Source organism: Streptomyces sp. NPDC087420, assembly GCF_044744165.1.
In the GTDB taxonomy this organism is placed as follows: domain Bacteria; phylum Actinomycetota; class Actinomycetes; order Streptomycetales; family Streptomycetaceae; genus Streptomyces.
The window spans coordinates 47,493-72,695 of sequence record NZ_JBIUXU010000009.1 but is presented as its reverse complement, the minus strand read 5'-3'; the positions used below and the strand labels follow the sequence as shown (position 1 = coordinate 72,695).

The following is a 25,203-nucleotide window of genomic DNA, read 5'->3' as shown; positions in this document are numbered from 1 at the left end:
CGGTCCCCCGCAATTCACCTGGATGTCACCGGATGTTGCGTCTCGCTCACTCCGACGTTACCCAGGAGGCGGAAGGGTCTCTCCCTATGACAGGTCGGCGGCGCCCCATCACTGTCCGTACGCACACGAATACCTGGAGCGCGAGGATCCGCGCGCTGTGTACGGCGGTGGCGGGAGCCTCGCTGATCACCGGCTGCGGTGTGATCCCCGGCACCTCGGGCGGTTCGCCGGCCCCCATCACCGTGATGACCTTCGCCCCCGTCGGCACGAACGCCACCAACATGCCGGGGATGCCGGCCATGGCGAAGGCGTACGCCCGCTGGGTCAACGCCTCGGGCGGTCTCGACGGCCACGAGCTGCGCGTCCTCACCTGCAACGAGCGCAACGACTCGTCGGCCGCCGCCGACTGCGCGCGCCGGGCGGTGAAGGAGGACGCGGTCGCGGTGGTGGGCTCGTACAGCCAGTTCGGCAAGGAGATCATGGCGCCGCTGGAGGCCGCGTCGATCCCGTTCATCGGGGGGTACGGCATGTCCGAGGAGGAGTTCACCAGCTTCCTCTCGTACCCGGTGAACGGCGGTCAGGCGACCCTCCTGGCGGGCAACGGGCAGCAGCTCGCCCCCGACTGCGACCACACCGCGCTCGTACGGCCCGACACGATCACCGGCGACGACCTGCCCGACCTCCTCGACTCCGGTCTGGCCCACGCACGCAGGGCCTCGGCGGCGGACATACGCGCGGCCGAGGACGCGACGGACTACACGAAGCCCGCCGAGCAGGCGCGGGCGCGCGCCGGGGACGGCGGGTGCGTGACGGCGGTGCTGGGCGAGAAGACGGAAACGTTCTTCGACTCGTACCGCCGGGTGCCCGAGGACGGCAGGAACGTCCGGGTCTCCTCGGTGCTCGGCAGCGTCGGGCAGCCCCTGATCGACAGTACGGGCGGGAAGGACGGCCCCTTCGAGGGGGCGCTCCTCACCGGCTGGTACCCGGTGGCGACGGATCCGGCGTGGAAGCCGATGCGGGACGTGATCGAGAAGCACGCCTTCCAGGACGACGCGATCGACCCGGCGGACCCGGGGGTGCAGACCACGTGGATCGCGTACACGGCGCTCAAGGCGGTCGTCGAGGCGGTCCATGAGGACGTGATCACGCCAGGGAAGCTCACCAACGCGCTGGACCGGGGCGTCAAGGTGGACACCGGCGGCCTCACGCCGCCCCTGCGCTGGCGGTACGAGGACATGCTGGGCGCACCGGGCTTCCCCCGGATCGTGAACCGGGACGTCACGTTCCAGGTGGTACGGGACGGCCGGCTGATCGCGGAGCGCAAGGGCTTCGTGGACGTCGGCAAGACGCTCGGGTCGTAGCGCGCGGCCGACGAGGGGCCCGGGGGCCTGGGGACCGCGGTCCTCAGGCCCCCGGGCCCCTTCGCTACAGCTGGGTCGAGTCCCGCTGGGAGAGGTCGTACTTGGTCGCGATGCCGTTCCACAGGCCCGAGGCCTTGTTCTTGGCCGCTGTGGCCTCGCCGCTCGCCTGGTTGCCCTTGGCCGCTTCCCGGGTGGTGCGGGCCCGCCCCTGCTTGCAGCCCTTGCCCGTCTGGGCCTCGCGGGCCCACTGCGCGTAGTGGTCGTCCGCCGAGGCCGACGCCTGCCAGGCCGTGGTCAGGGACGACGCCAGCTGCTCGTGGTCGGGCAGCTTGTCGATCGGGAGGGACTTGAGCCGGGTCACCAGGTCCCTGCGCTGCTCGGCGGCGTCGTGCAGGTCGGTCGCCGCCTGCTCCAGGTTGGTGCACGTCTTGATGTCGTTGACCGCGCGGATCACCGCCTCGCGGCTGTTGTTGCTGTCGCCCAGCAGCTTGTCGAGCCCCTCGGCCTGCGCCTTCACCGGGTCGGCCGCGTCCTGCGATGCGGGCTCGGAGGCGGGGGTGCTCTCCGACGCCACGTTCTTCCCGGTGCCCTGCGGGCTGTCGTCCCCGCCGCTCATCAGCGCGCCCGCGCCCAGGCCGAGCACGGCGCAGCCGACAACGACCGCCGCGATCAGCGGGAGGCGCGACTTGCGCCCGCCCGTGTCGCGCCCCGGCGGGGGCTCGTAGGGGGGCGCGGGGGGCTGCTGACCGTACGGCTGGGGGGCGCGCGCCTGCGGCGGCCGGCCCTGGCTCATGTCGATCGCGGGCATCTGCTGGGTGGAGTTGGCGCCCGAGCCGTCGTCCGTACGGAAGAGGTTGTCGAACTCGGCGGGCGGCGGGCGCTCGCCGGGCTCGCCGGGGCGGACCGCGTACGAGGGGTCCTGCGCGGGCACCGGCGCGATGAACTGCGTGGCATCCGCGTCCGAGCCGTGCGCCGGGACGGGCGCGATGAACTGCGTCGCGTCCGAGGAACGCTCCGGGGGCAGCATGCCGGGCCCGGGGCCCTGCGGGACCGGTGCGATGAACTGCGTGGCGTCCGCGTTGCCCGCGGCGGGCACGGGCGGCAGGAACTGGGTGGCGTCGGCGTTTCCGGCGGCGGACGCCTCGGCGGGGAGCGGCTGTCCGTACCCCTGGGCGGGGTCGTAGGACTGGCCCTGCCCGTAACTCTGTCCGTACTGCTGGCCCTGGTGGCCCTGGTGCTGCCCCTGGCCGTACGACTGCTGCTGGTCCTGCCCGTACGGCTGGCCCTGCTGGCCGTATCCCTGTCCCGGTCCGGCTCCCGGGTCCGGCTGCCCGTAGCCCTGCCCCTGCTGCCCGTACGCCTGATCCTGCCCCTGGCTCTGCCCGTACTGCTGGTACGGCTCCTGAGCGGCCTGCTGCCCCGGCCCCGGCGCCTGCTGCGCGCCGTACCCGCCCTCGCCGTACCCCGGCTCCGTCCCGGGCCGTCCGCCGCCGTCCTGCGGCCCCCAGGGCTGTCCCCACGGCTGGCCGCCCGCCGGGGCGACCTGCTCCCCGGAGACGCTGGGCGGGATCCAGGGCTCGCTGCCGTCGCCGGGCAGCACGACGCCTTCGTGCGCGGGGCGAGCGGCCGGGTACTCCCGCTCGTCCCCTTGTCCGCTGTGCGTCACCGGGACTCCTACGTCGTGGAACGTGTGGACCTACGGAAATCGTCGGTTCACGCTACCGGGTGAATCCCGGGCTCTGCCACGCCCGTAGATCCGCTCCCGTTCCGTCCCGCCAGGACACGGCTATAGCGACCGAATTCGCCCGTTCTGCCGGTGACTTGATATGCACCACACCCTCACACCCGCAGACCTTCGCCCCCTCCTACCCCCACCGCACTCCCTCACGCCCACGCCCACGCTCACGCCGCCTGGATCTCCAGCCGGGCCGTGAACTCACGGACGGACGGCTCGCTCCCGTACGGCTCCAGGCGCTGCTGGAGGTCGTCCAGATACTCCGCGCCCCGGCTGGAGCGCAGCGTCCCCATCAGCTCCATCGCACGGGTGCCCGTCCGGCACGCCTCCTCGACCTCCCGCTGCTGGACCTGTGCCGTGGCCAGCAGGACCATGCCGATCGCCCGCCGCCGCGCCCGGGACTCGGGGTGGCCGTCGATCGAGTCCCCGGCGTGCCGGGCCGCGGCGTCGGGGCGGCCCAGGTCGCGGTAGCAGTGCGCCAACTCGTCGGCGAGATAGGCGTGGTCGAAGTGCGCGATCCACTCGGGGTCGTCGCCCGAGACGTCCTCCGCCTGCTCCAGCGCCGCGAGCGCCCGGCCCGCGACCTCCTGGCACTGGCGCAGGTCGCCCATGAGCGCGTGCCCCCGCGCCTCCGCCGCGTAGAACATGGCCTGCGCGCGCGGCGGCACCTGCCCGCGCGCCCCTTCCTGCGCGGCCCTGGCCAACTGGGCGATCTCCCGGGGATTCCCGAGCTGGGCGGCCAGATGACTCATGGACGCGGCCAGGACGTACCCGCCGTACCCCCGGTCCCCCGACGCCTGCGCGAGCCGCAGCGCCTGGATGTAGTACCGCTGGGCGAGGCCGGGCTGGCCCGTGTCGACCGCCATGTAACCGGCCAGCTCCGTCAGCCGGGAGACGGCGGCGAAGAGCCGGCGGCCGACCGATTCGCGGTACGAGCCCGACAGCAGCCCCGACACCACGCTGTTCAGGTAGTGGACCAGGACCGGGCGGACATGGCCGCTGCCGAAGCGGTGGTCCAGGTCGATCAGCGCCACGGTCATGGCCCGGACCGCCTCGACGTCCGAATCCCCCACCCGCGCGCCGGTGTTCCGCGCGACCGCCGGGTCCGCGCCCGTGATCAGCCAGTCCCTGCTGGGCTCGACCAGCGCGGACGACGCGACCGCCGAGCCGGAGAGGAAGTCACGGCGCCCCACGTCGCTGCGCCACAACTCGCAGACCTGCTCGACCGCGCCGACAACGGTCGGGGCGAACTGGAGGCCGACGCCCGACGCGAGGTTCTTGCCGTTGGCCATCCCCGTCTCGTCGATGGTGACCGTACGGTTCAGCTTCCGGCCCAGCGCCTCGGCGATGATGCCGGGCGCCCGGCCGCGCGGCTGCTGCCCGCGCAGCCACCGCGCCACCGATGTCTTGTCGTAGCGCAGGTCGAGCCCGCGCTCGGCCCCGACCATGTTGACCCGCCGGGCGAGCCCCGCGTTGGAGCACCCGGCTTCCTGGATGAGTGCTTGGAGCCGTTCGTTCGGCTGGCGCGCGACGAGAGGCCTGGCTGCCAATGGATACCCCCTGTGGCCGCAGTGATCAGCTCACTGATCACTGCCCGGCAGAAATGCAGAGAATGCGTGGCTTGGGCTGAATCGGAGATATTTCGAGGAACCTCGTGAAACATGGCGTGTTTTGGCCATGCGGGTGTACTTGCTCTGATGTGGGCCGCACCTGTCCCATCGTGCCCGACCACGGAGCGTGCGTACCCGCCAACGGGCCTCCGCGGGCCCGCGCGCCCCCGTCCATGCATCCATGCGCCCCGCATGCGGGTCGGCGCGCGGTACGCCCGTAACCGGAGGTGACGGCGGGAGTTGTGCTCTGCGTGGAAGAGACCCTCGGCGTCACGGGCGCGGCACAGATCCCTCATCAGCGTGGCGAACTGCCGCTGGACTGCGCGGTGCGGTACACGGAAGAACGGCACTGGGACGTGTTCCCCGGCACCTGGCTGGAGGCGGTGGCGAGCACGGAGCGTTGCTCGTGCGGCGATACGGCCTGCGCCCAGCCGGGGGCGCACGCGACGGGCCCCGACTGGGAGCGGCAGGCCACGGGCAGTGCGCCCGCGGCGCGCAGGCTGTGGTCGGAGCGGCCCCGGGCCGCCGTCCTGCTGCCGACGGGACGCACCTTCGACGCCCTGGACGTACCGGAGTCGGCCGGATTCCTGGCGCTCGCCAGGATGGAGCGGATGCGCCTCACGCTCGGCCCGGTGACCTGGACCCCGGACCGGCGGTTGCTGTTCTTCGTCCTGCCGGGCGCGGCCCTCAAGGTGGACGGCCTCGTGACGGGGCTGGGCTGGGCGCCCTCCGCGATCGACCTGGTCACGCACGGCGAGGGGGAGTACGTGGCGGCGCCGCCGACCCGTCTCGGCGGCCACGGCGCGGTGCAGTGGGCCCGCCGCCCCACCCCGGCCAACCGCTGGCTGCCGGACGCCGACGAGCTGATCAGCCCGCTGGCGTACGCGTGCGGACGGGACGCGGCGGCGGAACGGGCGCGAAAGAGCTGATCACGCCCGGGCAGACACAGCCGACGGGCGTACGTAGGGTGGTCGTCCCGGTCGGTACGGGAACCGGCACGGGGAGACCGAAAGGTAGTGCTCCATGCCGGAAGAACAGCACGGACCGGGCGGGACGTCCGCGACAGCGGGCCCCCCGGCGGACATAGGAACAGCTCCACCCCTCGTGGGGACGGCCCCACCCGCGCCGGAAACGGCCCCGCCGGCCGTCCAGGTCGAGGGACTGTGGAAGCGCTTCGGCGAGCAGATCGCCGTCGCGGGCATCGATCTCTCCCTGCCCGCGGGCAGGTTCGTCGGACTGGTCGGGCCGAACGGGGCGGGCAAGACGACCACCCTCTCCATGGTCACCGGCCTGCTCCGGCCCGACCAGGGACGGGTACGGGTCGCCGGGCACGACGTGTGGGGCGACCCGGTGGCGGTCAAGGCCCGCATCGGCGTGCTGCCCGAGGGCCTGCGGCTCTTCGAGCGGCTCTCCGGTCGTGAACTCCTCGGCTACACCGGGCGGCTGCGGGGGCTGCCCGGCGACGAGGTCGACCAGCGGGCCACCCAGCTCCTCGACGTACTGGACCTGGCCGGCGCGCAGCACAAGCTCGTCGTGGACTACTCGACCGGTATGCGGAAGAAGATCGGGCTCGCCGCCGCCCTCCTCCACAACCCCGAAGTCCTCTTCCTGGACGAGCCGTTCGAGGGCGTCGACCCCGTCTCCGCGCAGACCGTGCGGACCGTGCTGGAGCGCTACACCGAGTCGGGCGCGACCGTCGTCTTCTCCAGCCATGTGATGGAACTCGTCGAGTCGCTGTGCGACTGGGTCGCCGTGATGGCGGGCGGCCGCATCCGCGTGCAGGGGACCCTCGCGGAGGTACGGGGCGACGCGCCGTCCCTCCAGAGCGCCTTCCTCGAACTGGTCGGCGCGCACGGGCGCGGGACCGGGGAGACCCTCGACTGGCTGGGCGGGGCCCGGTGAACACGGCCGCGCTGACCCCGCTCTTCGTACGGCTGAAGCTCTCGCTCCTGCGCAACGGGCTGCGCCAGTCGTCCGGCCGCAAGGCCGTGTACATCACCTCGCTCGTCATCACCCTGCTCTTCGCGGCCCTCCAACTCCTCGGCCTCGTCCTGCTGCGCGGCAACGCCCACGCGAGCACCGTGACCGTGCTGCTGGCCGCCGTGCTGGCGGTGGGCTGGGCGGTGATGCCGCTGTTCTTCCCCGGCGGCGACGAGACCCTCGACCCGACCAAGCTGGTGATGCTGCCGCTGCGCCCGCGCCCGCTGATCGGCGCGCTGCTCGTGGCGTCGCTGGTGGGGATCGGGCCGCTGTTCGCGCTCTGCCTGCTGGTCGGCTCCGTGGTGGCGTCGGCGCGGAGCGCGGCGGGGGTGGTCGCGGCGGTGGTCGCCGTACCGCTCGCGCTGCTGGTGTACGTGGCGCTGGCGCGGGCGGTCGCGGCGGCGAACATCCGGCTGCTGACCTCGCGCAAGGGCCGTGACCTCGCGGTCCTGAGCGGGCTGGTGATCGCGGTCGGCGCGCAGTTCGTCAGCTTCGGGGTGCAGCGGCTCGGTGACGCGGGCGGCCTCTCGGAGCTGACGCCGGCGGCGGACGTCGTACGGTGGCTGCCGCCGGCGTCGGCGCTGGGGGCGGTGGACTCGGCGAGTGAGGGCGCGTACGGAAGCGCGGCGCTCCAACTGCTGCTCTCTCTCGCCGCGTTGGGCGCACTCCTCTACGCCTGGCAGCGGTCGCTGGTGAAGCTCATGACGGCGCCGGACGGCTCCACGCTGTCGGCGGCGGAGCCGACGCGGAAGGGTTCGCGGTCCGTGCTGTCCTTGCCGTCCTCGCTCCGGCTGCCGGAGGGGCGCAGCGGCGCGGTGATCGTACGCAGCCTGCGGTACGCGTGGCGTGACCCGAAGACGAAGGCGGGCTGGGTGACGTCGTTGGCGGTGGGTCTGATCGTGCCGCTGCTCAACGCGGTGCAGGGGAGCGGGTCGATCTATCTGTCGCTCTTCGCGGTGGGGATGATCGGGGTGCAGATGAGCAACCAGTTCGGGCAGGACACCTCCGCGTTCTGGATGGTGGCCCTGACGATTTCGTCGCCGCGCGACGCGTACCTCGAACTGCGGGCGCGGGCGCTGGCGTTGCTCCTGATCTCGGTGCCGTACGCGCTCCTGGTCGTCGTGCTGACGGCCGCCGTCCTGGGCGACTGGGGCGCGCTGCCCCAAGCGCTCGGCCTCTCCTTCGCCGCGCTGGGCGCGCTGCTGGGGACGGGCGCGGTTTCTTCCGCGCGCCTGGCGTACTCGATCCCGCAGGACAGCGGCTACAAGAACGTGGGACCGGGCCAGGCGGGTCTGGCGTGGCTGTCGATGCTGGGGGGTGTGCTGGTGGCGGGGGCGGTGTGTGCGCCTGTGGTGGCCGTGGCGTTCTGGCTCGACGCCGGGTGGCTCTCGCTGCCCCTGGGCGTGGCGTACGGGGGCCTCGTGGCCGAGGCGGGACTCCGTCTGGCGGCACCCCAGACGTCCCGGCGTCTGCCGGAGATCTTGTCGGCGGTCAGCAAGGGCTGACGTTGCGTGTGCGGCGGGGTGCCGGGGTCTTGGTGCGGGTTTGGCGTCTGCCCGGTGCGGTGGGCGCGGCTTACTGCTTGTCCTCAATCGCCGGACGGGCTTGGTTTGTCGTGGTGACGGGGGGCGGGGCCTCCGGAGGCAGGGGTGTCCGGACTGCTATCCTCACCGCGCTTCGCGCGAGTTGCGACGCTTTACGTCCGGACACCCCTGCCTCCTCCGACCCCGCCCCCCTCACGCCGGACGGGAGACTGAACGACCCCGCCCGCACCGGGGTGGGCCGACGCCTCAACGCGGGCCCGGTAGCGGAGACGACTTCCCCCGCCCCGGGGTGGGCCGGGTTGTTTTGGCGCGGGCCTGGAAGGGGGACGGGCAGGGGTCGTGTCCGGAACGTAGAGCGTGTTTTGTGTCGCATGGCGACCGTCACGCAATTCGGAGTTGCTGAACGCGACGTAAAACATGCAGTGCAGGACACGACCCCTGACCGGCCCCCGGCAACCGACCCGCACCCTGGCCACCGGCCCGCAGCGGGCACAATCAAGCCCGTCCGGCGATTGAGGACAACCGTGACCCGCACCCGGCACCGGGCAGACGCCAAACCAAGCCAGTCCGGCGATTGAGGACAAAGCCGGCCGCCAGGCCAAGGGCGCTACGGCGCAACCACCCCGTCCAGGAAAGGCTCGATCGCCGCGCGCCACGCGTCCGGGCGGTCGTAGTGGACCAGGTGCCCCGCATCCGCCACCTCCGCGTACGCGCCACGCGGCAGCACCCGCACCATCTCCTGCGCCTCCGCCCGCCCCAGCTCACCGTCCAGGCCCCGCACCACCAGCGTCGGGCAACGGACCTGCGCCAGCTCCTCCCAGTGCGCGTCGTGCACCCACGTCTCCCGCGACGTCAGCATCTGGCGGCGCGAGAACACCGGGCCCCACCCGTCCGCGCGCTCCGCCATCACCTCCGCGTAGAACTCCCCCCGCGCCGGCGTCGCGCGCTCCACCCACGGGTCGTCCTCGCCGAACCACTTCCTGACGTCCGCCAGCGTGGCGAACGGGACCGGCCACGCCTTGAACCAGTCCTCCCACTCCCGCTGCGACGCCGCGCCCAGCGCGGACGCCCGCATGTCGCAGATGATCAGCGCCCGCACCAGGTCGGGCCGCTTCGCCGCGAGCTGCCACGCGGTCAGCGCGCCCATCGAGTGCCCGATCAGGGTGACCGGCGCCAGCCCGAGCTGTTCGACCACGGCCTCCGCGTCGGCCACGTACGCCTCGCGGGTGAAGGGGCCCTCCGCCGGCTTCTCGCTGCGCCCGTGGCCGCGCTGGTCGAGCGCGACCGCGCGGTGCCGCTCGGCGAGCCACCGGGCCGTCGAGGCCCAGTGCGAGGCGCGGCCCATCAGGCCGTGAAGCAGTAACACGGCGGACTCCCGCCCGCCGGACTCCCCGCCCCGTTTGGGCGGCTCCCCGAACTCCCAGGCGGCGAGGCGTACCCCCTCGGCTCCGGTCACATCGATGCGCTGAACCATGCGTCCTGGCACCCCCTTCGGTCCTGAGTGGTCGAGTCCGACCCCGCCAGACTATCGAACTCCCATTCGAAAACGCCGTTCCGGTCTACAACACCGCTCGTTCGAGTGACCCCGCTCGGGGATTGCCGGACGCGCCCGAGGGGAGATCTTCTCCGGGAGGCGGACCACTCGGGGATGAGGGTCCGAAAGCGCCGACCCTGGGAGCTCGGGGCTCCGGGTCGGCGCGGGGGAGGAAGGGCTCCGGTGCCGTGAGGCGCCGGAGCCCTCTCCGTACGGAGGGGAGAGGGAAAGAGAATGCGGCACGCACGAAGCGCACAGGGCGTCACGGCGGGGCAACGCGCCGTACCCGTGTCCGTTCCGCCACATCACCGCTCCCTCCCCGATGTCTGCCTGACATATGCCCCGGCGGACAGCCCGGCACGCGCCCCCGGCGCTCAGGACGAACAGACACCGCGCCAAGCGCGGAGCGCAGAGCGCCGCGCGCTCAGCGCTTGGCCACGAACACGTGCGACGCCACCTCCGCGTCCAGCTCCGCCGCCTCGCCGCTGCTCCCGACCAGCACCCCGCCGGGGGACTCCGTCACGCTCACCACGGACCCGGGCTGCACCCCGGCCCGCCGCAGCGTGTACATCAGCTGGGCGTCGGTCTGGATCGGCTCGCCGATCCGCCGCACCACCACCGTCTTGCCCTCCGCGCCCGGATCCAGCTCCGCCAGGCTCACCATGCCCGCGTCGAGGAACGGGTCGGCCTCCGCCTTCTCGCCCAGCTCCTCCAGACCCGGGATCGGATTGCCGTACGGCGACTCCGTCGGGTGGCGCAGCAGCTCCAGGACGCGCCGCTCCACCGCCTCGCTCATCACGTGCTCCCAGCGACACGCCTCCGCGTGCACCTGCTCCCACTCCAGGCCGATCACGTCGACCAGGAGGCACTCCGCGAGCCGGTGCTTGCGCATGACGCGGATCGCCAGCCTGCGCCCTTCCTCCGTCAGTTCGAGATGCCGGTCGCCCGCCACCTGGACCAGGCCGTCGCGCTCCATGCGGGCCACGGTCTGGCTCACCGTGGGCCCGCTCTGGTCCAGCCGCTCGGCGATCCGGGCGCGCATCGGGACCACACCTTCCTCTTCGAGCTCAAGGATGGTGCGGAGATACATCTCCGTGGTGTCGATCAGTCCGGACATACGTGCCCCTCGATAATCGTGCGCTGGCCCTGACCCAATTCTGACGCATACCGCCGACAACCGTGCCGTGCCGGAGGCGCCGATGCGGCGGCGGCCCGCGAAAGCGGACGGGAGACGCACGGGAGACGGGCGGGAGACAGGCGGGAAGCGCACGGGAAGCGTATTGACAGAGCAATGGTCCAGACCTCAACGTGATCCGCGGCACCGGCATTCCCCCACCTCCCGCCCCACCCCTGGAAGGGCTCCCCCATGAGCGAGAGCAAGCTGGCCGATCAGTTCTTCGACGCCGCGATCGGCCTGCTCCAGCGCGTACGGGACACGGAGTCCGCGAACATCGCCGCGGCCGGGCGGGCGATCGCCGACACCGTCGCGGCCGGGGGCCGGCTCTTCGCCTTCGGTGCCGGGCACTCCTCGCTCGCCGCGCAGGACGTCGTCTACCGCGCGGGCGGCTTCGCCCTGATGAACCTGCTGGCCGTGCCGGGTGTGGTGGGCGTCGACGTCATGCCCGCCACGCTCGGCTCGGCGCTGGAGCGGGTGGAGGGCCTGGCGACGACCGTCCTCGACGCGAGCCCGGCCACCGCGGGGGACGTGCTGGTGGTCATCTCCCTCTCCGGGCGCAACATCCTGCCCGTCGAGATGGCGTCGCACGCGCGTGCGCTCGGCCTGACCGTCATCGGCGTCACGTCGGTGGCGTACGCGAGCAGCACCGAGTCCCGCAACTCCCTCGGCGGCTTCCTCAAGGACCACTGCGACATCGTCCTCGACAACGGGATCGCCGTCGGGGACGCGGAACTGACCGCCGACGGCATCGAGGCGCCCTTCGCCCCCGCGTCGACGGTCGTCACCAGCGCCCTGATGCAGGCGATGATGGCGGCGGCGGCCGGCGAACTCGTCGAGCGCGGCACCGAGCCTCCGCTGTTGCGATCCGGCAATGTGGACGGCGGGCCCGAGTGGAACGTACGGGTGATGACCGAGTACCGCGACCGGATCTTCTACCGCCACTGACGAACACTGGTGGTACGGGAAGACACGGCCGGGGTCCCTGGGATTCGCTCCAGGGGATCCCGGCCGTTCGTTTTACGTGAAAACACTACTTTGCGTCACCCGCGCGCCGCTTGGCGAAATTTTGATCTTTCACGCGAAGGTAATGCTCGGGCAAAGTAGAGGAAGCTCAGGTGTTGCATCATCAGAGCTGACGGCCCGACGGCGCACACCATCGCGCCGTTTGCCGTACGGAACCCGAAAGAAGAACCCAGGAAGACCGGTCCGCGCCGAGGAAATCTCAGGCGGTCGGCGGCACCACGGAAAGGGCGAGCTTGTGAGATCCCGACCCGACCGCGTGCCCGCCGTCAGACGCCGGACCGTCTCGACCTGACCCGGCTTCCCGGACGACCCCACGGCGGCCGCTCCACCGGCCTCCTCCCCGCCGCGATCCGGCGGGGTCAGCGGCCACGGGCCGCCCAGGACGTCCACCCGCTCCACACCCCCCACTGACCCGACCACACCGCGCCCCGGCCAGACCGAGGGTTGCAGGAGGCAGGCCATCATGAAGTCACTCATCGACCACGCCCGTTCCTTCTCCGTCCAGGTGGCGGAGCGTCCCGAGGAATTCCGAGAACTCGCCGCGGGGCAGACCCCGCAGGCACTCTTCATCACCTGCTCGGACTCACGGGTGATCCCGTCCCTGATCACCGGCGCCCGTCCCGGCGAGCTCTTCGAGCTCCGTACGGCGGGCAACATCGTCCCCCGCTACGACGAACGGCGCCCCAGCGGCGAGACCGCGACCATCGAGTACGCGCTGCGCGTGCTCGGCATCCGCGACATCGTCGTCTGCGGGCACTCCCACTGCGGGGCGGTCGGCGCCCTCGTGCGCGGCGACGACCTCTCCGCGCTGCCCGCCGTCCGCGGCTGGCTCGACCACGGAGTGCCCTCACTGCCGGCCGACCAGGGCCTGGCCCACGCCGTCCGCCACCACGCGGCGGCGCAGCTCGACACGCTCCGCGGCTATCCCTCCGTGCGGGAGCGGATCGCCGAGGGCACGCTTTCCCTGCATGCCTGGTACTACGAAGTGGACACCGGGGCGATCAGCGCCCACCGGCCCGACCTGGACGGGGAGTTCAAACCGCTGTGACGGCGACATCGCCCGCACGGCGCCTTCCCCACCACTCGTCCGCTCTCGGACCGCACAGCTAGGAACCCTCGTCATGCTCACGCTGTTGAAGGACCCCCGGGTCCTGAGGCGCGACATTCTCGCGTCCCTCGTCGTCTTTCTCGTCGCGCTCCCCCTGTGTGTCGGCGTCGCCGTCGCCTCCGGGGTCCCGGCCGAACTGGGCCTGGTCACCGGTATCGTCGGCGGGCTCGTCGTCGGCTTCCTGCCGGGGAGCTCACTCCAGGTCAGCGGCCCGGCCGCCGGCCTGACCGTGCTCGTGTACGAAGCCGTGAAGGAGTTCGGCACCGGCGCGCTCGGTGCCATCGTGCTCGTCTCCGGTCTGCTCCAACTCGCCCTAGGCGCATTCGGGTTCGGCCGCTGGTTCCGGGCCATCTCGGTCGCCGTCGTCCAGGGGATGCTCGCGGGCATCGGGCTCGTGCTCATCCTCGGGCAGGTGTACGCCATGGCGGACACCGCCCAGCCCTCCGGCGGCCTCGGCAAGCTCGCCGGGCTGCCGGGGCTGGCCTGGGACATCGTCACCGACGGTACGACGCTCACCGCGTTCCTCGTCGGCGCGGGGACGGTCGCCGTCCTGGTGCTCTGGCCGCGCTTCCCGGACCGCGTGCGGGCGGTCCCGGGGCCGCTGGCGGCCGTGGCGCTGGCCACCGGGGTGACGGTCGTGTTCGACCTGCCGCTCGCCAAGGTGGAGGTACGGGGGCTGCTGGCCTCCGTCCAGCCGCCGGGCCTCGGCGACTTCGGCCAGCTGGCCGGGGTCGCGGGGATCGGCACCCTGCTCGCCTTCACCCTGATCGCCTCCGCCGAGAGTCTGTTCAGCGCCGCCGCCGTCGACCGGATGCACGACGGGCCGCGCACGGACTACAACAAGGAGCTGATGGCACAGGGTGTGGGGAACACGGTCTGCGGGGCGCTCGGCGCGCTGCCGATGACGGCCGTCATCGTCCGTAGCGCCGCCAACGTCCAGGCGGGGGCGCGGACTTCGCTCTCCCGCATCCTGCACGGCCTGTGGCTGCTGCTGTTCGCGGCGCTGTTCCCGGCCGCCATCGGCGTCATCCCGCTGGCCTCGCTGGCGGGTGTGCTGGTGTACGCCGGCTGCAAGCTCGTCCCAGTGAAGGAGCTGGTGCCGCTGTGGCGCGAGCACCGGGGCGAGGCCGTGGTCCTCGCGGTCACGTCGGTGGCGATCCTGGTCACCAACCTCTTCGAGGGGGTGGTCCTCGGGCTGCTCCTCGCGGTGGTGAAGACGGCGTGGGAGATCTCCCACCTGCACGTCGACGTACGGGAGCTGACCGGCGGCCGGCTGGTGGTGTCGGTCACCGGCAACGCCACGTTCCTGCGACTGCCGCGGATAATGGAGGAGTTGGAGGACCTCCCGAAGGACCGTCCCATCGAGCTGGACCTGTCGGGTCTGCGCCACCTCGACCACGCGTGCCGCATCGCGCTGGAGAACTGGGCCCTGCGGCACAACGACGCGGAGACGGAGCCCGTACGGCTGCTGCCCCCGGCGGCGGCGCTGCCACGGGCCCGGGGCGTGGACGAGAGGACGACGGGCTCGGGCGCGGGCTGACAGGCCTCGCCCCTCCCCTGATCAACCCCCTCCCCTGATCAACCTGGTGCGATCCGCCGGGCGGGCCCCGGGCCGTCTCTCAGAGACGGCCCGGGCGTCCCGTCCGGCGGCCGGCGGCGCGACCCGTCCGACGCCCGGAAGGGCGGACGCTACTCGCGTAGCTCTCGTGCGAGGTCCAGCGAGGCCGCCACCCGGAGCGTCACGTCCTCCGCGTACACCGCGTCGGGCCGTTCGAACGCCGGCCGGCTCGCGCTCCGCAGGAACGTCACCACGCCCAGCGACCTCCCCCGGCTCCTCAGCACCGTGCACAGCGCGTGCACCGTGTCCGGCGGCCACTGCCGCGACACCGCCCACGCCGGCGGCGCGGCGGCACCGCCCGGCGCGCTCGCCCGGACCGAACCGATCCGGGCCATCGCCTGGAGCGCCGGGTGCCCGTCCCCGTACCGCACCGGAATCCCGCCCGTGACCAGCGGCATGCCCGGCCCCGCGCCCCCGCCGGAAGGCGTCGCCGCCGCCCGTACCAGCCGTACCGGCCCGTCCGACGCCGAGGCGACAAACGCCGCCGGGCGCTCCCCCTCCACCACCAGATCGAGCAGCGCGTGGTCCGCGAAGCCCGCCAGCGCGAAGTCCAGATGGACCGTCGCCGCCTCCGCCGGGTCCTCGCACTCCGACGCCGCCCGCGCCGCCCGGTGCAGCTGACTGGAGCGGAACCGCAGCCGGTCCGCGTCCTGCGCCGCCAGCTTCGTCTCCGTGATGTCCTGGAACATCCAGCTCACGCCCAGCGGCACCGGCTCCTCCGCCAGCGGGGACGCCAGCCGCAGGAACCCGCTGCGCCAGCAGCGCCGCCGCCGGCCGCCCTCCGCCGTACGGACCGTGACCCACAGCTCCACCAGGTCGCGGGGCGCGCCCTCGGCCAGGACGTGGTGGAGCGCTCCCTCGACCTCCTCGACGCCCTGCGTGATCAGCTCGCCGAGGGGCCGGCCGAGCACGGACGTACGCCCAAAACCGAGCGCCCGCGCCGCGTGTGCGTTGACGACGGTCGGCCGCAGGTCGACGTCGAGGAGGACCACACCCCAGGACGCCTCGTCGAAGAGGGCCTCGCTGAGCGCTATGGACCGTTCCAGGTCGATCTGCGCGTGGACCTCGCTGAACGCGCAGTACACCCCGGCGGGCTTGCCGTCCGCGGCCCGTACCCCGGCCGCCTGGGTCCGTACGAGCACCCGGCCGCCGTCCTTGCGCAGCAGCGCGAACTCGTGGACCTGGCGGCCCGGCGCGTCCATCGCGGCCATCAGCCTGCCCTGCACCTCGCCGGCGTCGGCCGGCCGCACCGCCCAGCCCGCGAAGCCGTGCCGGCCGACGGCCTCCGCGGCCGACCAGCCGAGGACCCGTTCCGCCTCGCGGTTCCAGTGCGTGATCACCCCGCCCGCGTCGAAGGCGCAGAGCGCGGCGTCCATGCCGTCGAGCAGGGCCGCGAGCAGGTCGGAGCCCGGCCCGTCGCGCGCCGGTTCCGGTTCCGGTTCCGGTTCCGGTTCCGGTTCCGGTTCCGGTTCCGGTACGGCACCGGGCCCGGAGCCGGGCGCGGAACCCGGCTCGTCCGGCCCGGGCGCGCTGGTGGTCCCACTTCGAGAAGCACTCATCCTGGCACCCCCTGGCAGGACGTCTCCGCCGGTGCTGTCGCACGTCCGATCATTCAACTGGAACGTGACTCAGCACACACATCGTTCCCCGAAATCGGCTCGTCCAACAAATCTCGGTGCGCTTCGAAATTCACTTGAGCCTGCCCGGAGAGGCGCCTAACGTGGCAACCACACCGAAAGGAGGTGATCCGGAACATGATTTCAGTCCGGACAAGTGAGGTGGCTGCGGGCTAACGGCCTGCCAGTCGCACTCTTGAAGTGCTCGGCCGGTCGACGGTCGAAATCCCAAGCAGTCACCCGACCCGCAAGCCGCCGGTGTGTCCGGCCGGCTCCCTCCCCGGAGGGACCACGGCTTGCGGGTCGTCTGCGTGTGCGGGCCCCTTTCCCGCCGTACGGCAGAGGGTCGCGGAGGTCTTACGGGCAGAGCCGCTCGACCCGCCAGTCCTTCCCCTCGCCCACGTACCGCAGCCGGTCGTGCAGCCGGTTCTCGTGCCCCTGCCAGAACTCGACCGTCTCGGGGACCACCCGGAAGCCTCCCCACCCCGGCGGCACCGGCACCTGCTCACCCTCCGGATAGCGCGCCGCCAGATCCTCGTAACGGGCCAGCAGCTCCTCCCGGGTCCCGATCGGGCTGGACTGGTCGCTCGCCCACGCGCCGAGCTGCGAGCCGTGGGGGCGGGTGCGGAAGTACGCGGCCGTCTCGTCGCGGCCGACCCGGTCCGCCCGGCCCGTCACGATGACCTGACGCGCCAGCGGATGCCAGGGGAAGAGCAGCGAGACGTACGGGTTCGCCCCGATCTCCCGGCCCTTGCGGGACGTGTAGTTCGTGTAGAAGACGAAGCCCCGGCTGTCGTACGCCTTGAGCAGCACGGTGCGGGAGGACGGGCGGCCGTCCCGGGCGGCCGTGGACACGATCATGGCGTTCGGCTCGTGCAGGCCGCCGGCCGCGGCGTCCTTGAACCAGCGGGCGAACTGGTCCATGGGCGCGGGGGCGAGGTCCGTCCCCAGCAGCGGCATGCCGCGGTACCTCTCGCGCATGACGGCGGGGTCCGGGGCATCGGACGACTGGTCCGAAGACCGGTCCGAGGGCGACGCGGACGGCAACTCTGAAGGCAGGGAGTCAGGCACGCGCCTCATCTTGCCGCAGGGGCCAGTCTTCCCGGCACGGAGTGCCACCAATCCTTCCCGGATGAAATCGGGCACTGTGCCGGATATCACGCTTCCCCGCATCGGAGGAACCCGCCAAAATCCATGGGCGGGGCACTGTCGCCTTCCCACATCGGAAGCCGCCGTTCCCGCCTTCCCGACGGTGGGTGACCATTCACCGTTCGGGGCATCACCGGGGTGACCGGACCGGTACCACCCGTCGCACACATCATGAGGAGCCGCCTGATGTCCGACTTCGTACCCGGACTCGAAGGAGTCGTCGCTTTCGAGACGGAGATCGCCGAACCGGACAAGGAAGGCGGATCGCTCCGCTACCGGGGCGTCGACATCGAGGACCTGGTGGGGCAGGTGTCCTTCGGCAATGTCTGGGGGCTGCTGGTCGACGGGGCCTTCGACCCCGGCCTGCCGGCCGCCGAACCCTTCCCGATCCCGGTCCACTCCGGTGACATCCGGGTGGACGTACAGTCCGCGCTGGCCATGCTCGCGCCGGTCTGGGGGCTCAAACCGCTCCTCGACATCGACGCGGCCACGGCCCGCGACGACCTGGCGCGGGCCGCCGTGATGGCCCTGTCGTACGTGGCCCAGTCGGCGCGCGGTCAGGGCGTGCCGATGGTGCCGCAGCGGGAGATCGACAAGGCGGGGAGCGTCGTGGAGCGCTTCATGATCCGCTGGCGCGGGGAGCCCGACCCGAAGCACGTGAAGGCGGTCGACGCGTACTGGACGTCGGCGGCGGAGCACGGCATGAACGCCTCGACGTTCACCGCCCGGGTGATCGCCTCGACCGGCGCCGATGTCGCCGCGGCCCTCTCGGGCGCGGTGGGCGCGATGTCGGGGCCGCTGCACGGCGGCGCCCCGTCGCGTGTCCTCGGCATGATCGAGGAGATCGAGCGTACGGGCGACGCGTCGGCGTACGTGAAGCAGGCGCTGGACAAGGGCGACCGGCTGATGGGCTTCGGCCACCGCGTCTACCGGGCGGAGGACCCGAGGGCCCGCGTCCTGCGCCGTACGGCACGCGAACTGGACGCGCCGCGCTACGAGGTGGCGGAGGCGCTGGAGAAGGCGGCGCTGGAGGAACTGCACGCGCGCAGGCCCGACCGGGTGCTGGCGACCAACGTGGAGTTCTGGGCGGCGATCGTGCTGGACTTCGCGGAGGTGCCGGCCCACATGTTCACGTCGATGTTCACGTGTGCGCGTACGGCGGGCTGGTCGGCCCACATCCTGGAGCAGAAGCGCACGGGGCGCCTGGTGCGGCCGTCGGCCCGCTATGTGGGGCCCGGGACGCGGACGGTCGACGAGATCGAGGGCTTCGGCGGCCTCTGAGACGAGTGAGCGGGTCGCGGGGCGGCGCTCACCCCGGCCCGCCACCCGGCCCGCCCAGCACCCCGTCCAGGATGTGCGACCACTGGGCCACCACCCGCGTGCGGCGCGGGGTGTCGTCCGTCAGGAGGGTGGCCAGGCCCAGGCCCCGGGCCATGTCCAGGAGGCCCTGGACCGTTTCCCGTACACCCGGCACGGACTCGTCCGCGCCCAGGAGGGCGACCGCGCTGCGGTGCGCCTCGCGGCCCACCCGGGCTTCCAGTTCGGTGACGCGGGGGCGGAGTTGTTCCTCGTCACAGGCCGCGACCCAGAGGTGGAGGGCGGCGCGGAACAGCGGGCCGGTGTAGAGCGCCACGATCCCTTCGACCGCCTGCCCGCGGTGGTCCCGGCCGGCCGGGACGAGGGCGCGCAGGGCGGTGGAGCGTTCCTCCGCCACGTACTCGACCGCCGCGGTGAACAGGTCCTCGCGGGTGGGGAAGTGGTGCTGCGCGGCGCCCCGGGAGACCCCGGCGCGCTCGGCGACGACGGAGACCGTGGAGCCCGCCCAGCCGTGTTCGGCCAGGCAGGACACGGCCGCCTCCAGGAGCCGCATCCGGGTCGCCCGGCTGCGGTCCTGTTTCGGGGCGGCTACCGCACCCATGCGGCGTCCCGCCGTTCCAGGAACGCGGCGATGCCCTCGCGGGCCTCCGCCGACACGAAGAGCGAGGCGGAGCGCTGGACCAAGTCCTCTGCGTGGTCGTCGAACGCCCGCAGCACGTCCGCCGTCAGGAGCTTCTTCGACTCCGCGAGGCCCTGCGGGGACGCCCTGCGCAGACCGTCGAGTACGGGCGCGAGCGCCGCGTCCACGTCGTCGGCCGCCTCGGTGAGGATCCCCGCCGCGACCGCCGCCCCCGCGTCGAAGCGTTCGCCGGTGAGGTAGTAGCGGGCCGCCGCCCGGGGCGTGAGCCGGGGCAGGAGCGGCAGCGAGATCACGGCGGGCGCGACGCCGATCCGTACCTCGGTGAACGCGAAGTCCGCGGCCGTACGGTCGGCGAAGGCGAGGTCGCAGGCACCGAGCAGCCCCAGGCCGCCCGCCCTGACATGGCCGGTGACCCGCGCGACGACGGGTTTGGGCAGCTCCACGATCTGCCGCATCAGGGAGACGAAGGTGTAGGGGCTGGCCGGTTCCTTGAGGTCGGCGCCCGCGCTGAAGGTGGTGCCGGTGTGGGCGAGGAGCACGGCCCGTACGGCGGGGTCCCCGGCGCAGTCGGCGAGGGCGGCGCGGAGCGCGTCGACGAGCCGCGCCGACAGGGCGTTGCGGTTCGCGGGCGAGTCCAGGGTCAGGGTGGTGATGCCCCGGTCGTGCGCGGTGGTGACGAGGCCGGCGCGGGGCGCTCCCGTACGGTCCGCCGCCGTCTGTGCCGCTCCCGTACGACCTGCTCCCGCCTGCCCCGCCCCCGTACCGCCTGCCCGCTCGTGCCCCGCTCTCGGGTCGTCCGTCACGTGGTGGTCTCCCTCTCGCGGTCCCTCAGTTGGCGCCTGAGGATCTTGCCGGAGGCGGCGCGGGGCACACCTCCGATGAACTCGACCCGGCGGATCTTCTTGTACGGAGCGACTCGTTCGGCGACAAACGTCATGACGGCGTCCGCGCCGAGCGTCTCCGCACCGGGTCGTCGGACAATGTAGGCCTTCGGGACCTCGTTGCCGTCCGCGTCGTACACACCGATCACCGCCGCGTCCGCGATCGAGTCGTGGGTGAGGAGCAGCGCTTCGAGTTCGGCGGGGGCGACCTGGAAGCCCTTGTACTTGATGAGTTCCTTGACGCGGTCCACGACGAACAGCCAGCCGTCCGCGTCGGCCCGGCCGACGTCCCCGGTGTGCACCCACCCGTCGGCGTCGATCATCGCGGCGGTGTCGCCGGGGCGGCCGAGGTAGCCCTTCATGACCTGCGGGCCCCGGATGAGGATCTCGCCCTCGCCGCCGGTCGCCACGTCCGTGTCCGGGTCGTCGAGGCGGACGACGCGCATCTCGGTGCCGGGCAGGAGCTTGCCGACGGCGCCGGGCGGCGGGTCGGTGGCGGCCAGCGGGACGATGTGGGTGCCGGGCGACAGCTCCGTCATGCCGTACGCCTGCCGTACGGGCGGCAGGTTCAGCCGGGCCGAACAGGCCGCCGCCAGCCGGGAGTCGAGCGGGGCGGCGGCGCACAGGACGTAGCGGAGCGAGCTGAGGTCGTACCGCGAGACCGCCGGGTGCTTGGCGAGGGCGAGGACGATGGGCGGCGCGACGTAGAGGCCGGTGATGCGGTACGTCTCGATCGCGGCGAGGAACTGATCGAGGTCGAAGCGGGGCAGGACGACGACGGTCGCGCCGTGGCGCAGGGGCGCGTTCATCAGGGCCGTAAGGCCGTATATGTGGAAAAACGGCAGAATCGCCAGGATGCGGTCGCCGGGACCCATGGGGACGACGGGTTCCATCTGCGCGAGGTTCGTGGCGATCGAGCGGTGCGTCAGCATGACGCCCTTGGGGACGCCGGTGGTGCCGGAGGAGTACGGGAGGACGGCGATGTCCTCGCCGGGGTCGACGGGGACGGTGACCTGGGGGGCGGTCGAGCGCGCCAGGTCGCGGACCGAGCGGTGTCCCACGGCCCGGTCGCAGACGAAGATCTCCTCGATGCCGCCGACCAACTCCGCCGAGCGGCGGGCCACTTCGAGGAGCGGTCCGACGGTGACGATCCAGCGGGCTGCCGCGTCGCGGAGCTGGGTGGCCAACTCCTCGGCGGTGGCGAGGGGGTGGGCGGTGGTGACGGTCGCGCCGGCGCGGGTGGCGGCGTAGAACACCGCCGGGTACACCACGGTGTTGGGGCTGTGCAGGGCGAGGACGTCGCCCTTGCGCACGCCCGCGTCGGTGAAGGCCGCGGCGAGGGCGCGGTGGTACGTGTCGAGCTGGGCGTACGTCATGCTCGTGCCGTTCGTGCCGTCGATCAGGGCCACGGTGTCGCCGAACTCGGCGGCGCGGCCGAGGACGGCCTCGTGGATGGGCAGATCGACGGCCGGGACATCCGCGTACTCGCTGTGGAAGATCATGACGACCCCTTCGACGCTTCGACGCTCCGACGCGCGCGACACCGACGCGCGGCCGCGACATGAACGCTCAGCCGCGACATGAACGCTCAGAATCGCGTGTCTCAGTAGGACTTGGGGAGACCCAGGGACTGATGGGATATGTAGTTCAGGATCATCTCGCGGCTGACCGGCGCGATCCGGGCCACGCGCGCGGCGGTGACCAGCGAGGCGAGTCCGTACTCCCGGGTGAGACCGTTTCCGCCGAGCGTGTGCACGGCCTGGTCGACGGCCTTCACACAGGCCTCGGCGGCGGCGTACTTGGCCATGTTGGCGGCCTCGCCCGCCGCCGTGTCGTCGCCCGAGTCGTAGAGGTGGGCGGCCTTGCGCATCATCAGGCGGGCGAGTTCCAGCTCGATGTGGGCCTGGGCGAGCGGGTGGGCGATGGCCTGGTGGGCGCCGATGGGCTCCTTCCACACCTGGCGGGTCCTGGCGTACTCGACGGCGCGGTCGAGGGCGTAGCGGCCCATGCCGAGGGCGAAGGCGGCGGTCATGACGCGCTCGGGGTTGAGGCCGGCGAAGAGCTGGAGGAGTCCGGCGTCCTCGTCGCCGACGAGGGCGTCGGCGGGCAGCCGTACGTCGTCCAGGACCAGTTCGAACTGCTTCTCGGCGGCGTGGAGTTCCATGTCGATGGGGGAACGGGTGAACCCGTGGGCGTCGCGCGGGACGATGAACAGGCAGGGCTTGAGGCGGCCGGTCCTGGCGTCCTCGGTGCGGCTGACGACGAGGGTGGCGTCGGCGATGTCGACGCCGGAGACGAAGACCTTGCGTCCGTTGAGGATCCAGCCGCCTTCGCCGTCCTTGCGGGCGGCGGTGGTGATGCGGTGGGAGTTGGATCCGGCGTCCGGTTCCGTGATGCCGAAGGCCATGGTGAGGGAGCCGTCGGCGAGGCCGGGGAGCCACTGCCGCTTCTGCGCGTCGGTGCCGAAGCGGGCGATCACGGTGCCGCAGATGGCGGGCGAGACGATGAGCATGAGGAGGGGGCAACCTGCCGTGCCCAACTCTTCCAGGACGAGGGAGAGTTCGACCACGCCGCCGCCGCCTCCGCCGTACTCCTCGGGGAGGTTCACGCCGAGGTAGCCGAGCTTGCCGGCCTCACGCCAGAGGGTCTCGCGGTCGAAGTCCCGTCCGTGGCGGCGGCCGAGGGCGGAGACGGCGGCGCGGAGGGCGGTGTGTTCGTGGGACTCGATGAAGGTGCTGCCGGGGGTGGCGTTTTCGGGGGTGCTGCTTTCTGAGGTGCTGCTTTCTGGGCCCGTACGGTCGGCGCTGCGGCTCATGACGGCTGGTCCTCCGGGGCGGGGTCGGTGACGACGACAGCGAGCAGGGCGCCCAGTTCGACCTGGCGGCCGGGGGCGGCGTGGAGCGCGGTGAGGGTGCCGGAGGTGGGGGCCGCGACGCGGTGTTCCATCTTCATGGCCTCCAGCCAGAGGATCGGCTGCCCGGCGGTGACGTGGTCCCCCTCGGCCAGGCCGTCGGCGATCCGTACGACCGTGCCGGGCATGGGCGCGAGCAGCGAGCCGGGGGCGGTGGTGGCGCTCGGGTCGGTGAAACGGGGGTGGGCGAGGAGGCGGTACGACCCGTGGGCGGTGTCGACGTACACGTGGTCGCCGTTCGCCTTGTCGCCGTTGGCCTTGTCCCCGTTCACCTCGTCGCCGTACGCCGAGACGTGGAAGTCCCGTGTGACGCCGTCGACTTCGAGGCGTACGAGCCGCTCGGAGAGGCTGACGACCCGGACCGCGTCGTCCTCGACGAGGATCCCGTCGCGGGTGACCCGGTAGCTGATCTCGTGCTCGCCGTAGGTCTTGCGGTGCGGCTGCGAGGCGAGGTTGCGCCATCCGCCCAGGCGGGCGGGCACGGTGGCGGCCTCGCGCCGGGCGGCGGAGTCGGCGAGCGCGGCGGCGACCGCGGCGTGCCGTTCGTCTTCGCCGGCGGCGGGTGCGGTGAGCGCGTCGAGGTGACGCTCGTAGAACCCGGTGTCGGGGTGGCCGCCGAGGACATCGGGATGGGTCAACGACCGTACGAGCAGCTCCCTGTTGGTCCCGGGGCCGTGGATCCGGGCGCGGAGCAGCGCGTGCCCGAGGCGGCGCAGGGCTTCGGCGCGGGTGGGCGCCCAGGCGACGACCTTGGCGAGCAGGGCGTCGTAGTGCGGGCCGATGCGGTCGCCGGGGCCGTAGCCGGTGTCGATGCGGAGGCGTACGGCGTCCTGGGGCGTGCCGGATCGGGGCCGTACCCCCTCCACCTCCACCTCCACCTCCACCTCCACCTCCACCGAAAGCTTGTGGAGAACCCCCGTCTGCGGGGCCCAGTCCCGGGACGGGTCCTCCGCGTACAGCCGTGCCTCCACCGCGTGGCCGTACGGCTCCGGCGGCTCGGGCGGGAGCGGGGCGCCCTCTGCCACGGACACTTGCAACGCCACCAGGTCGAGGCCGAACACCTCCTCGGTGACCGGGTGTTCGACCTGGAGGCGGGTGTTCATCTCCAGGAAGTACGGGCTTCCCTGCGGCGAGACCAGGAACTCGACCGTCCCCGCACCCCGGTACTCCACCGTGCGCGCCGCCGCCACCGCCGCCTCCGCCAGCCCGGTGAGCAGCTCGGCCGGCAGCCCTGGCGCCGGGCTCTCCTCGATCACCTTCTGGTGTCTGCGTTGCAGCGAGCAGTCCCGGGTGCCCAGCGCCCACACCGTCCCGTACGCGTCGGCGAGGATCTGCACCTCCACGTGCCGGCCGTGCTCCACGTACGGCTCCGCGAAGACCTCGCCGTCACCGAACGCGGACGCGGCCTCCGCCGAAGCCGCCGCCAACTCGGCTTTCAGATAGGAGAGTTGGCGGACCACCCGCATGCCTCTGCCGCCGCCCCCGGCCGCCGCCTTGAGCAGCAGGGGGAGGTCGGCCTCCGTCGCCGAGCCCGGATCCACCGGCGCCAGCAGCGGCACACCCGCCGCGCCCATCAGTTCCTTCGCGCGCGTCTTCGACGCCATCGCCTCGATCGCGGCCGGCGGCGGCCCGATCCACACCAGGCCCGCGTCGAGTACCGCCTGCGCGAACTCCGCGTTCTCGGACAGGAATCCGTAGCCGGGATGCACGGCGCCGGCGCCCGCCGCGAGGGCGGCCTTCACGATCAGGTCGCCGCGCAGATAGGTGTCGGCGGGCGCCGCCCCCGGCAGCCGTACCGCCGTGTCCGCCTGCCGCACGTGCAGGGCGTCCGCGTCCGCGTCGGAGAAGACCGCGACCGTCGCGATGCCCAGCTCCCGGCACGTACGGAACACCCGGCAGGCGATCTCGCCCCGGTTCGCGACCAGAACGCTGGTGATCAGCGCTCGTTCGGCCAACTCGCCCTCGGTCGACTCACCTTCGGTCGGCGCACTCGTGCCCC

19 protein-coding genes are annotated in these 25,203 nt (G+C 72.5%); 8 read left to right on the top strand and 11 right to left on the bottom strand.

Translation table 11 applies throughout. The annotated features are described in order from the left end of the window. The first annotated feature begins 86 nt into the window (after window positions 1-86). On the top strand, window positions 87-1,361 hold the full coding sequence (locus ACIO1C_RS19835; protein WP_401865262.1) for an ABC transporter substrate-binding protein: 1,275 nt from the start codon (window positions 87-89) through the stop codon (window positions 1,359-1,361). Window positions 1,362-1,425: 64 nt separating this feature from the next. On the opposite strand, the gene ACIO1C_RS19830 is transcribed toward ACIO1C_RS19835, so the two are convergent. Both ACIO1C_RS19830 and ACIO1C_RS19825 read right to left on the bottom strand, forming a co-directional pair. After that, window positions 1,426-3,027 carry a hypothetical protein gene (locus ACIO1C_RS19830; RefSeq protein WP_401865259.1) on the bottom strand — a complete coding sequence of 534 codons (1,602 nt, stop codon included), beginning with the start codon at window positions 3,025-3,027 and terminating at the stop codon, window positions 1,426-1,428. 236 nt (window positions 3,028-3,263) lie between these two features. Further along, entirely contained in the window at window positions 3,264-4,646 is a 1,383-nt protein-coding gene (locus ACIO1C_RS19825) for a transcriptional regulator (RefSeq protein ID WP_401865257.1), read from the bottom strand. Between the two features lie 302 nt (window positions 4,647-4,948). Between ACIO1C_RS19825 and ACIO1C_RS19820 the strand changes: the two genes are divergently transcribed. The 3 genes from ACIO1C_RS19820 to ACIO1C_RS19810 all read left to right on the top strand — a co-directional run bounded on the left by ACIO1C_RS19820 (window position 4,949) and on the right by ACIO1C_RS19810 (window position 8,191). Next, on the top strand, window positions 4,949-5,635 hold the full coding sequence (locus tag ACIO1C_RS19820; RefSeq protein ID WP_401865255.1) for a bifunctional DNA primase/polymerase: 687 nt from the start codon (window positions 4,949-4,951) through the stop codon (window positions 5,633-5,635). Window positions 5,636-5,729: 94 nt separating this feature from the next. Next, entirely contained in the window at window positions 5,730-6,608 is an 879-nt protein-coding gene (locus ACIO1C_RS19815) for an ABC transporter ATP-binding protein (protein WP_401865253.1), read from the top strand. Continuing rightward, on the top strand, window positions 6,605-8,191 hold the full coding sequence (locus ACIO1C_RS19810) for a transporter (RefSeq protein ID WP_401865250.1): 1,587 nt from the start codon (window positions 6,605-6,607) through the stop codon (window positions 8,189-8,191). Before ACIO1C_RS19815 ends, ACIO1C_RS19810 begins: the two co-directional genes overlap by 4 nt. 646 nt (window positions 8,192-8,837) lie before the next feature. Here ACIO1C_RS19810 and ACIO1C_RS19805 read toward each other — a convergent pair. Beyond that, window positions 8,838-9,704 (bottom strand): alpha/beta fold hydrolase, encoded by an 867-nt coding sequence (locus ACIO1C_RS19805; protein WP_401865247.1) that lies wholly within the window; start codon window positions 9,702-9,704, stop codon window positions 8,838-8,840. A 484-nt stretch (window positions 9,705-10,188) separates the two neighbouring features. Next, complete coding sequence (locus tag ACIO1C_RS19800; RefSeq protein WP_327236096.1) at window positions 10,189-10,881, bottom strand: metal-dependent transcriptional regulator; 693 nt, start codon at window positions 10,879-10,881, stop codon at window positions 10,189-10,191. Window positions 10,882-11,130: 249 nt separating this feature from the next. Here ACIO1C_RS19800 and ACIO1C_RS19795 point away from each other — a divergent pair, with 249 nt between their 5' ends. The 3 genes from ACIO1C_RS19795 (at window position 11,131) to ACIO1C_RS19785 (ending at window position 14,612) form a co-directional block, all read left to right on the top strand. Continuing rightward, complete coding sequence (locus tag ACIO1C_RS19795; protein ID WP_327236095.1) at window positions 11,131-11,886, top strand: SIS domain-containing protein; 756 nt, start codon at window positions 11,131-11,133, stop codon at window positions 11,884-11,886. Between the two features lie 541 nt (window positions 11,887-12,427). Beyond that, complete coding sequence (locus tag ACIO1C_RS19790; RefSeq protein WP_401865242.1) at window positions 12,428-13,012, top strand: carbonic anhydrase; 585 nt, start codon at window positions 12,428-12,430, stop codon at window positions 13,010-13,012. Window positions 13,013-13,085: 73 nt separating this feature from the next. Beyond that, window positions 13,086-14,612 carry a SulP family inorganic anion transporter gene (locus ACIO1C_RS19785; RefSeq protein WP_401865239.1) on the top strand — a complete coding sequence of 509 codons (1,527 nt, stop codon included), beginning with the start codon at window positions 13,086-13,088 and terminating at the stop codon, window positions 14,610-14,612. A 149-nt stretch (window positions 14,613-14,761) separates the two neighbouring features. On the opposite strand, the gene ACIO1C_RS19780 is transcribed toward ACIO1C_RS19785, so the two are convergent. After that, entirely contained in the window at window positions 14,762-16,249 is a 1,488-nt protein-coding gene (locus ACIO1C_RS19780; protein WP_401865236.1) for a PAS domain-containing protein, read from the bottom strand. A 414-nt stretch (window positions 16,250-16,663) separates the two neighbouring features. Next, on the bottom strand, window positions 16,664-17,287 hold the full coding sequence (gene pdxH / locus ACIO1C_RS19775) for a pyridoxamine 5'-phosphate oxidase (protein ID WP_401865233.1): 624 nt from the start codon (window positions 17,285-17,287) through the stop codon (window positions 16,664-16,666). Between the two features lie 354 nt (window positions 17,288-17,641). On the opposite strand from pdxH, the gene ACIO1C_RS19770 reads away from it, so the two are divergent. Further along, window positions 17,642-18,736 carry a citrate synthase 2 gene (locus ACIO1C_RS19770; protein ID WP_401865231.1) on the top strand — a complete coding sequence of 365 codons (1,095 nt, stop codon included), beginning with the start codon at window positions 17,642-17,644 and terminating at the stop codon, window positions 18,734-18,736. A gap of 28 nt (window positions 18,737-18,764) precedes the next feature. Here ACIO1C_RS19770 and ACIO1C_RS19765 read toward each other — a convergent pair whose 3' ends face one another. From ACIO1C_RS19765 to ACIO1C_RS19745, 5 genes are all read right to left on the bottom strand, one after another. Next, window positions 18,765-19,373, bottom strand: a complete 609-nt coding sequence (locus ACIO1C_RS19765; protein WP_401865229.1) for a TetR/AcrR family transcriptional regulator — start codon at window positions 19,371-19,373, stop codon at window positions 18,765-18,767. Further along, window positions 19,361-20,065, bottom strand: a complete 705-nt coding sequence (locus ACIO1C_RS19760) for an enoyl-CoA hydratase family protein (protein WP_401865795.1) — start codon at window positions 20,063-20,065, stop codon at window positions 19,361-19,363. Before ACIO1C_RS19760 ends, ACIO1C_RS19765 begins: the two co-directional genes overlap by 13 nt. 146 nt (window positions 20,066-20,211) lie before the next feature. Beyond that, the gene (locus ACIO1C_RS19755; protein WP_401865226.1) at window positions 20,212-21,795 is read right to left on the bottom strand and encodes a 4-coumarate--CoA ligase family protein; all 1,584 of its coding nucleotides are present in this window, start codon (window positions 21,793-21,795) and stop codon (window positions 20,212-20,214) included. Window positions 21,796-21,896: 101 nt separating this feature from the next. Beyond that, a complete protein-coding gene (locus tag ACIO1C_RS19750) occupies window positions 21,897-23,108 on the bottom strand; it encodes an acyl-CoA dehydrogenase family protein (protein WP_401865223.1) in 1,212 nt (403 codons plus the stop codon). After that, window positions 23,105-25,144 (bottom strand): biotin carboxylase N-terminal domain-containing protein, encoded by a 2,040-nt coding sequence (locus ACIO1C_RS19745; RefSeq protein WP_401865793.1) that lies wholly within the window; start codon window positions 25,142-25,144, stop codon window positions 23,105-23,107. The genes ACIO1C_RS19750 and ACIO1C_RS19745 overlap by 4 nt, the downstream gene beginning before the upstream one ends. Between the last annotated feature and the right edge of the window lie 59 nt (window positions 25,145-25,203).

What these genes read in the sequence shown, in the direction of transcription:
- ACIO1C_RS19835 (WP_401865262.1), top strand. Translation starts at nt 87, where the DNA reads ATGACAGGTCGGCGGCGCCCCATCACTGTCCGTACGCACACGAATACC.
- ACIO1C_RS19815 (WP_401865253.1), top strand. Translation starts at nt 5,730, where the DNA reads ATGCCGGAAGAACAGCACGGACCGGGCGGGACGTCCGCGACAGCGGGC.
- ACIO1C_RS19805 (WP_401865247.1), bottom strand. Translation starts at nt 9,704, where the DNA reads ATGGTTCAGCGCATCGATGTGACCGGAGCCGAGGGGGTACGCCTCGCC.
- ACIO1C_RS19800 (WP_327236096.1), bottom strand. Translation starts at nt 10,881, where the DNA reads ATGTCCGGACTGATCGACACCACGGAGATGTATCTCCGCACCATCCTT.
- ACIO1C_RS19795 (WP_327236095.1), top strand. Translation starts at nt 11,131, where the DNA reads ATGAGCGAGAGCAAGCTGGCCGATCAGTTCTTCGACGCCGCGATCGGC.
- ACIO1C_RS19790 (WP_401865242.1), top strand. Translation starts at nt 12,428, where the DNA reads ATGAAGTCACTCATCGACCACGCCCGTTCCTTCTCCGTCCAGGTGGCG.
- ACIO1C_RS19785 (WP_401865239.1), top strand. Translation starts at nt 13,086, where the DNA reads ATGCTCACGCTGTTGAAGGACCCCCGGGTCCTGAGGCGCGACATTCTC.
- ACIO1C_RS19780 (WP_401865236.1), bottom strand. Translation starts at nt 16,249, where the DNA reads ATGAGTGCTTCTCGAAGTGGGACCACCAGCGCGCCCGGGCCGGACGAG.
- pdxH (WP_401865233.1), bottom strand. Translation starts at nt 17,287, where the DNA reads ATGCGCGAGAGGTACCGCGGCATGCCGCTGCTGGGGACGGACCTCGCC.
- ACIO1C_RS19770 (WP_401865231.1), top strand. Translation starts at nt 17,642, where the DNA reads ATGTCCGACTTCGTACCCGGACTCGAAGGAGTCGTCGCTTTCGAGACG.
- ACIO1C_RS19765 (WP_401865229.1), bottom strand. Translation starts at nt 19,373, where the DNA reads ATGGGTGCGGTAGCCGCCCCGAAACAGGACCGCAGCCGGGCGACCCGG.
- ACIO1C_RS19755 (WP_401865226.1), bottom strand. Translation starts at nt 21,795, where the DNA reads ATGATCTTCCACAGCGAGTACGCGGATGTCCCGGCCGTCGATCTGCCC.
- ACIO1C_RS19750 (WP_401865223.1), bottom strand. Translation starts at nt 23,108, where the DNA reads ATGAGCCGCAGCGCCGACCGTACGGGCCCAGAAAGCAGCACCTCAGAA.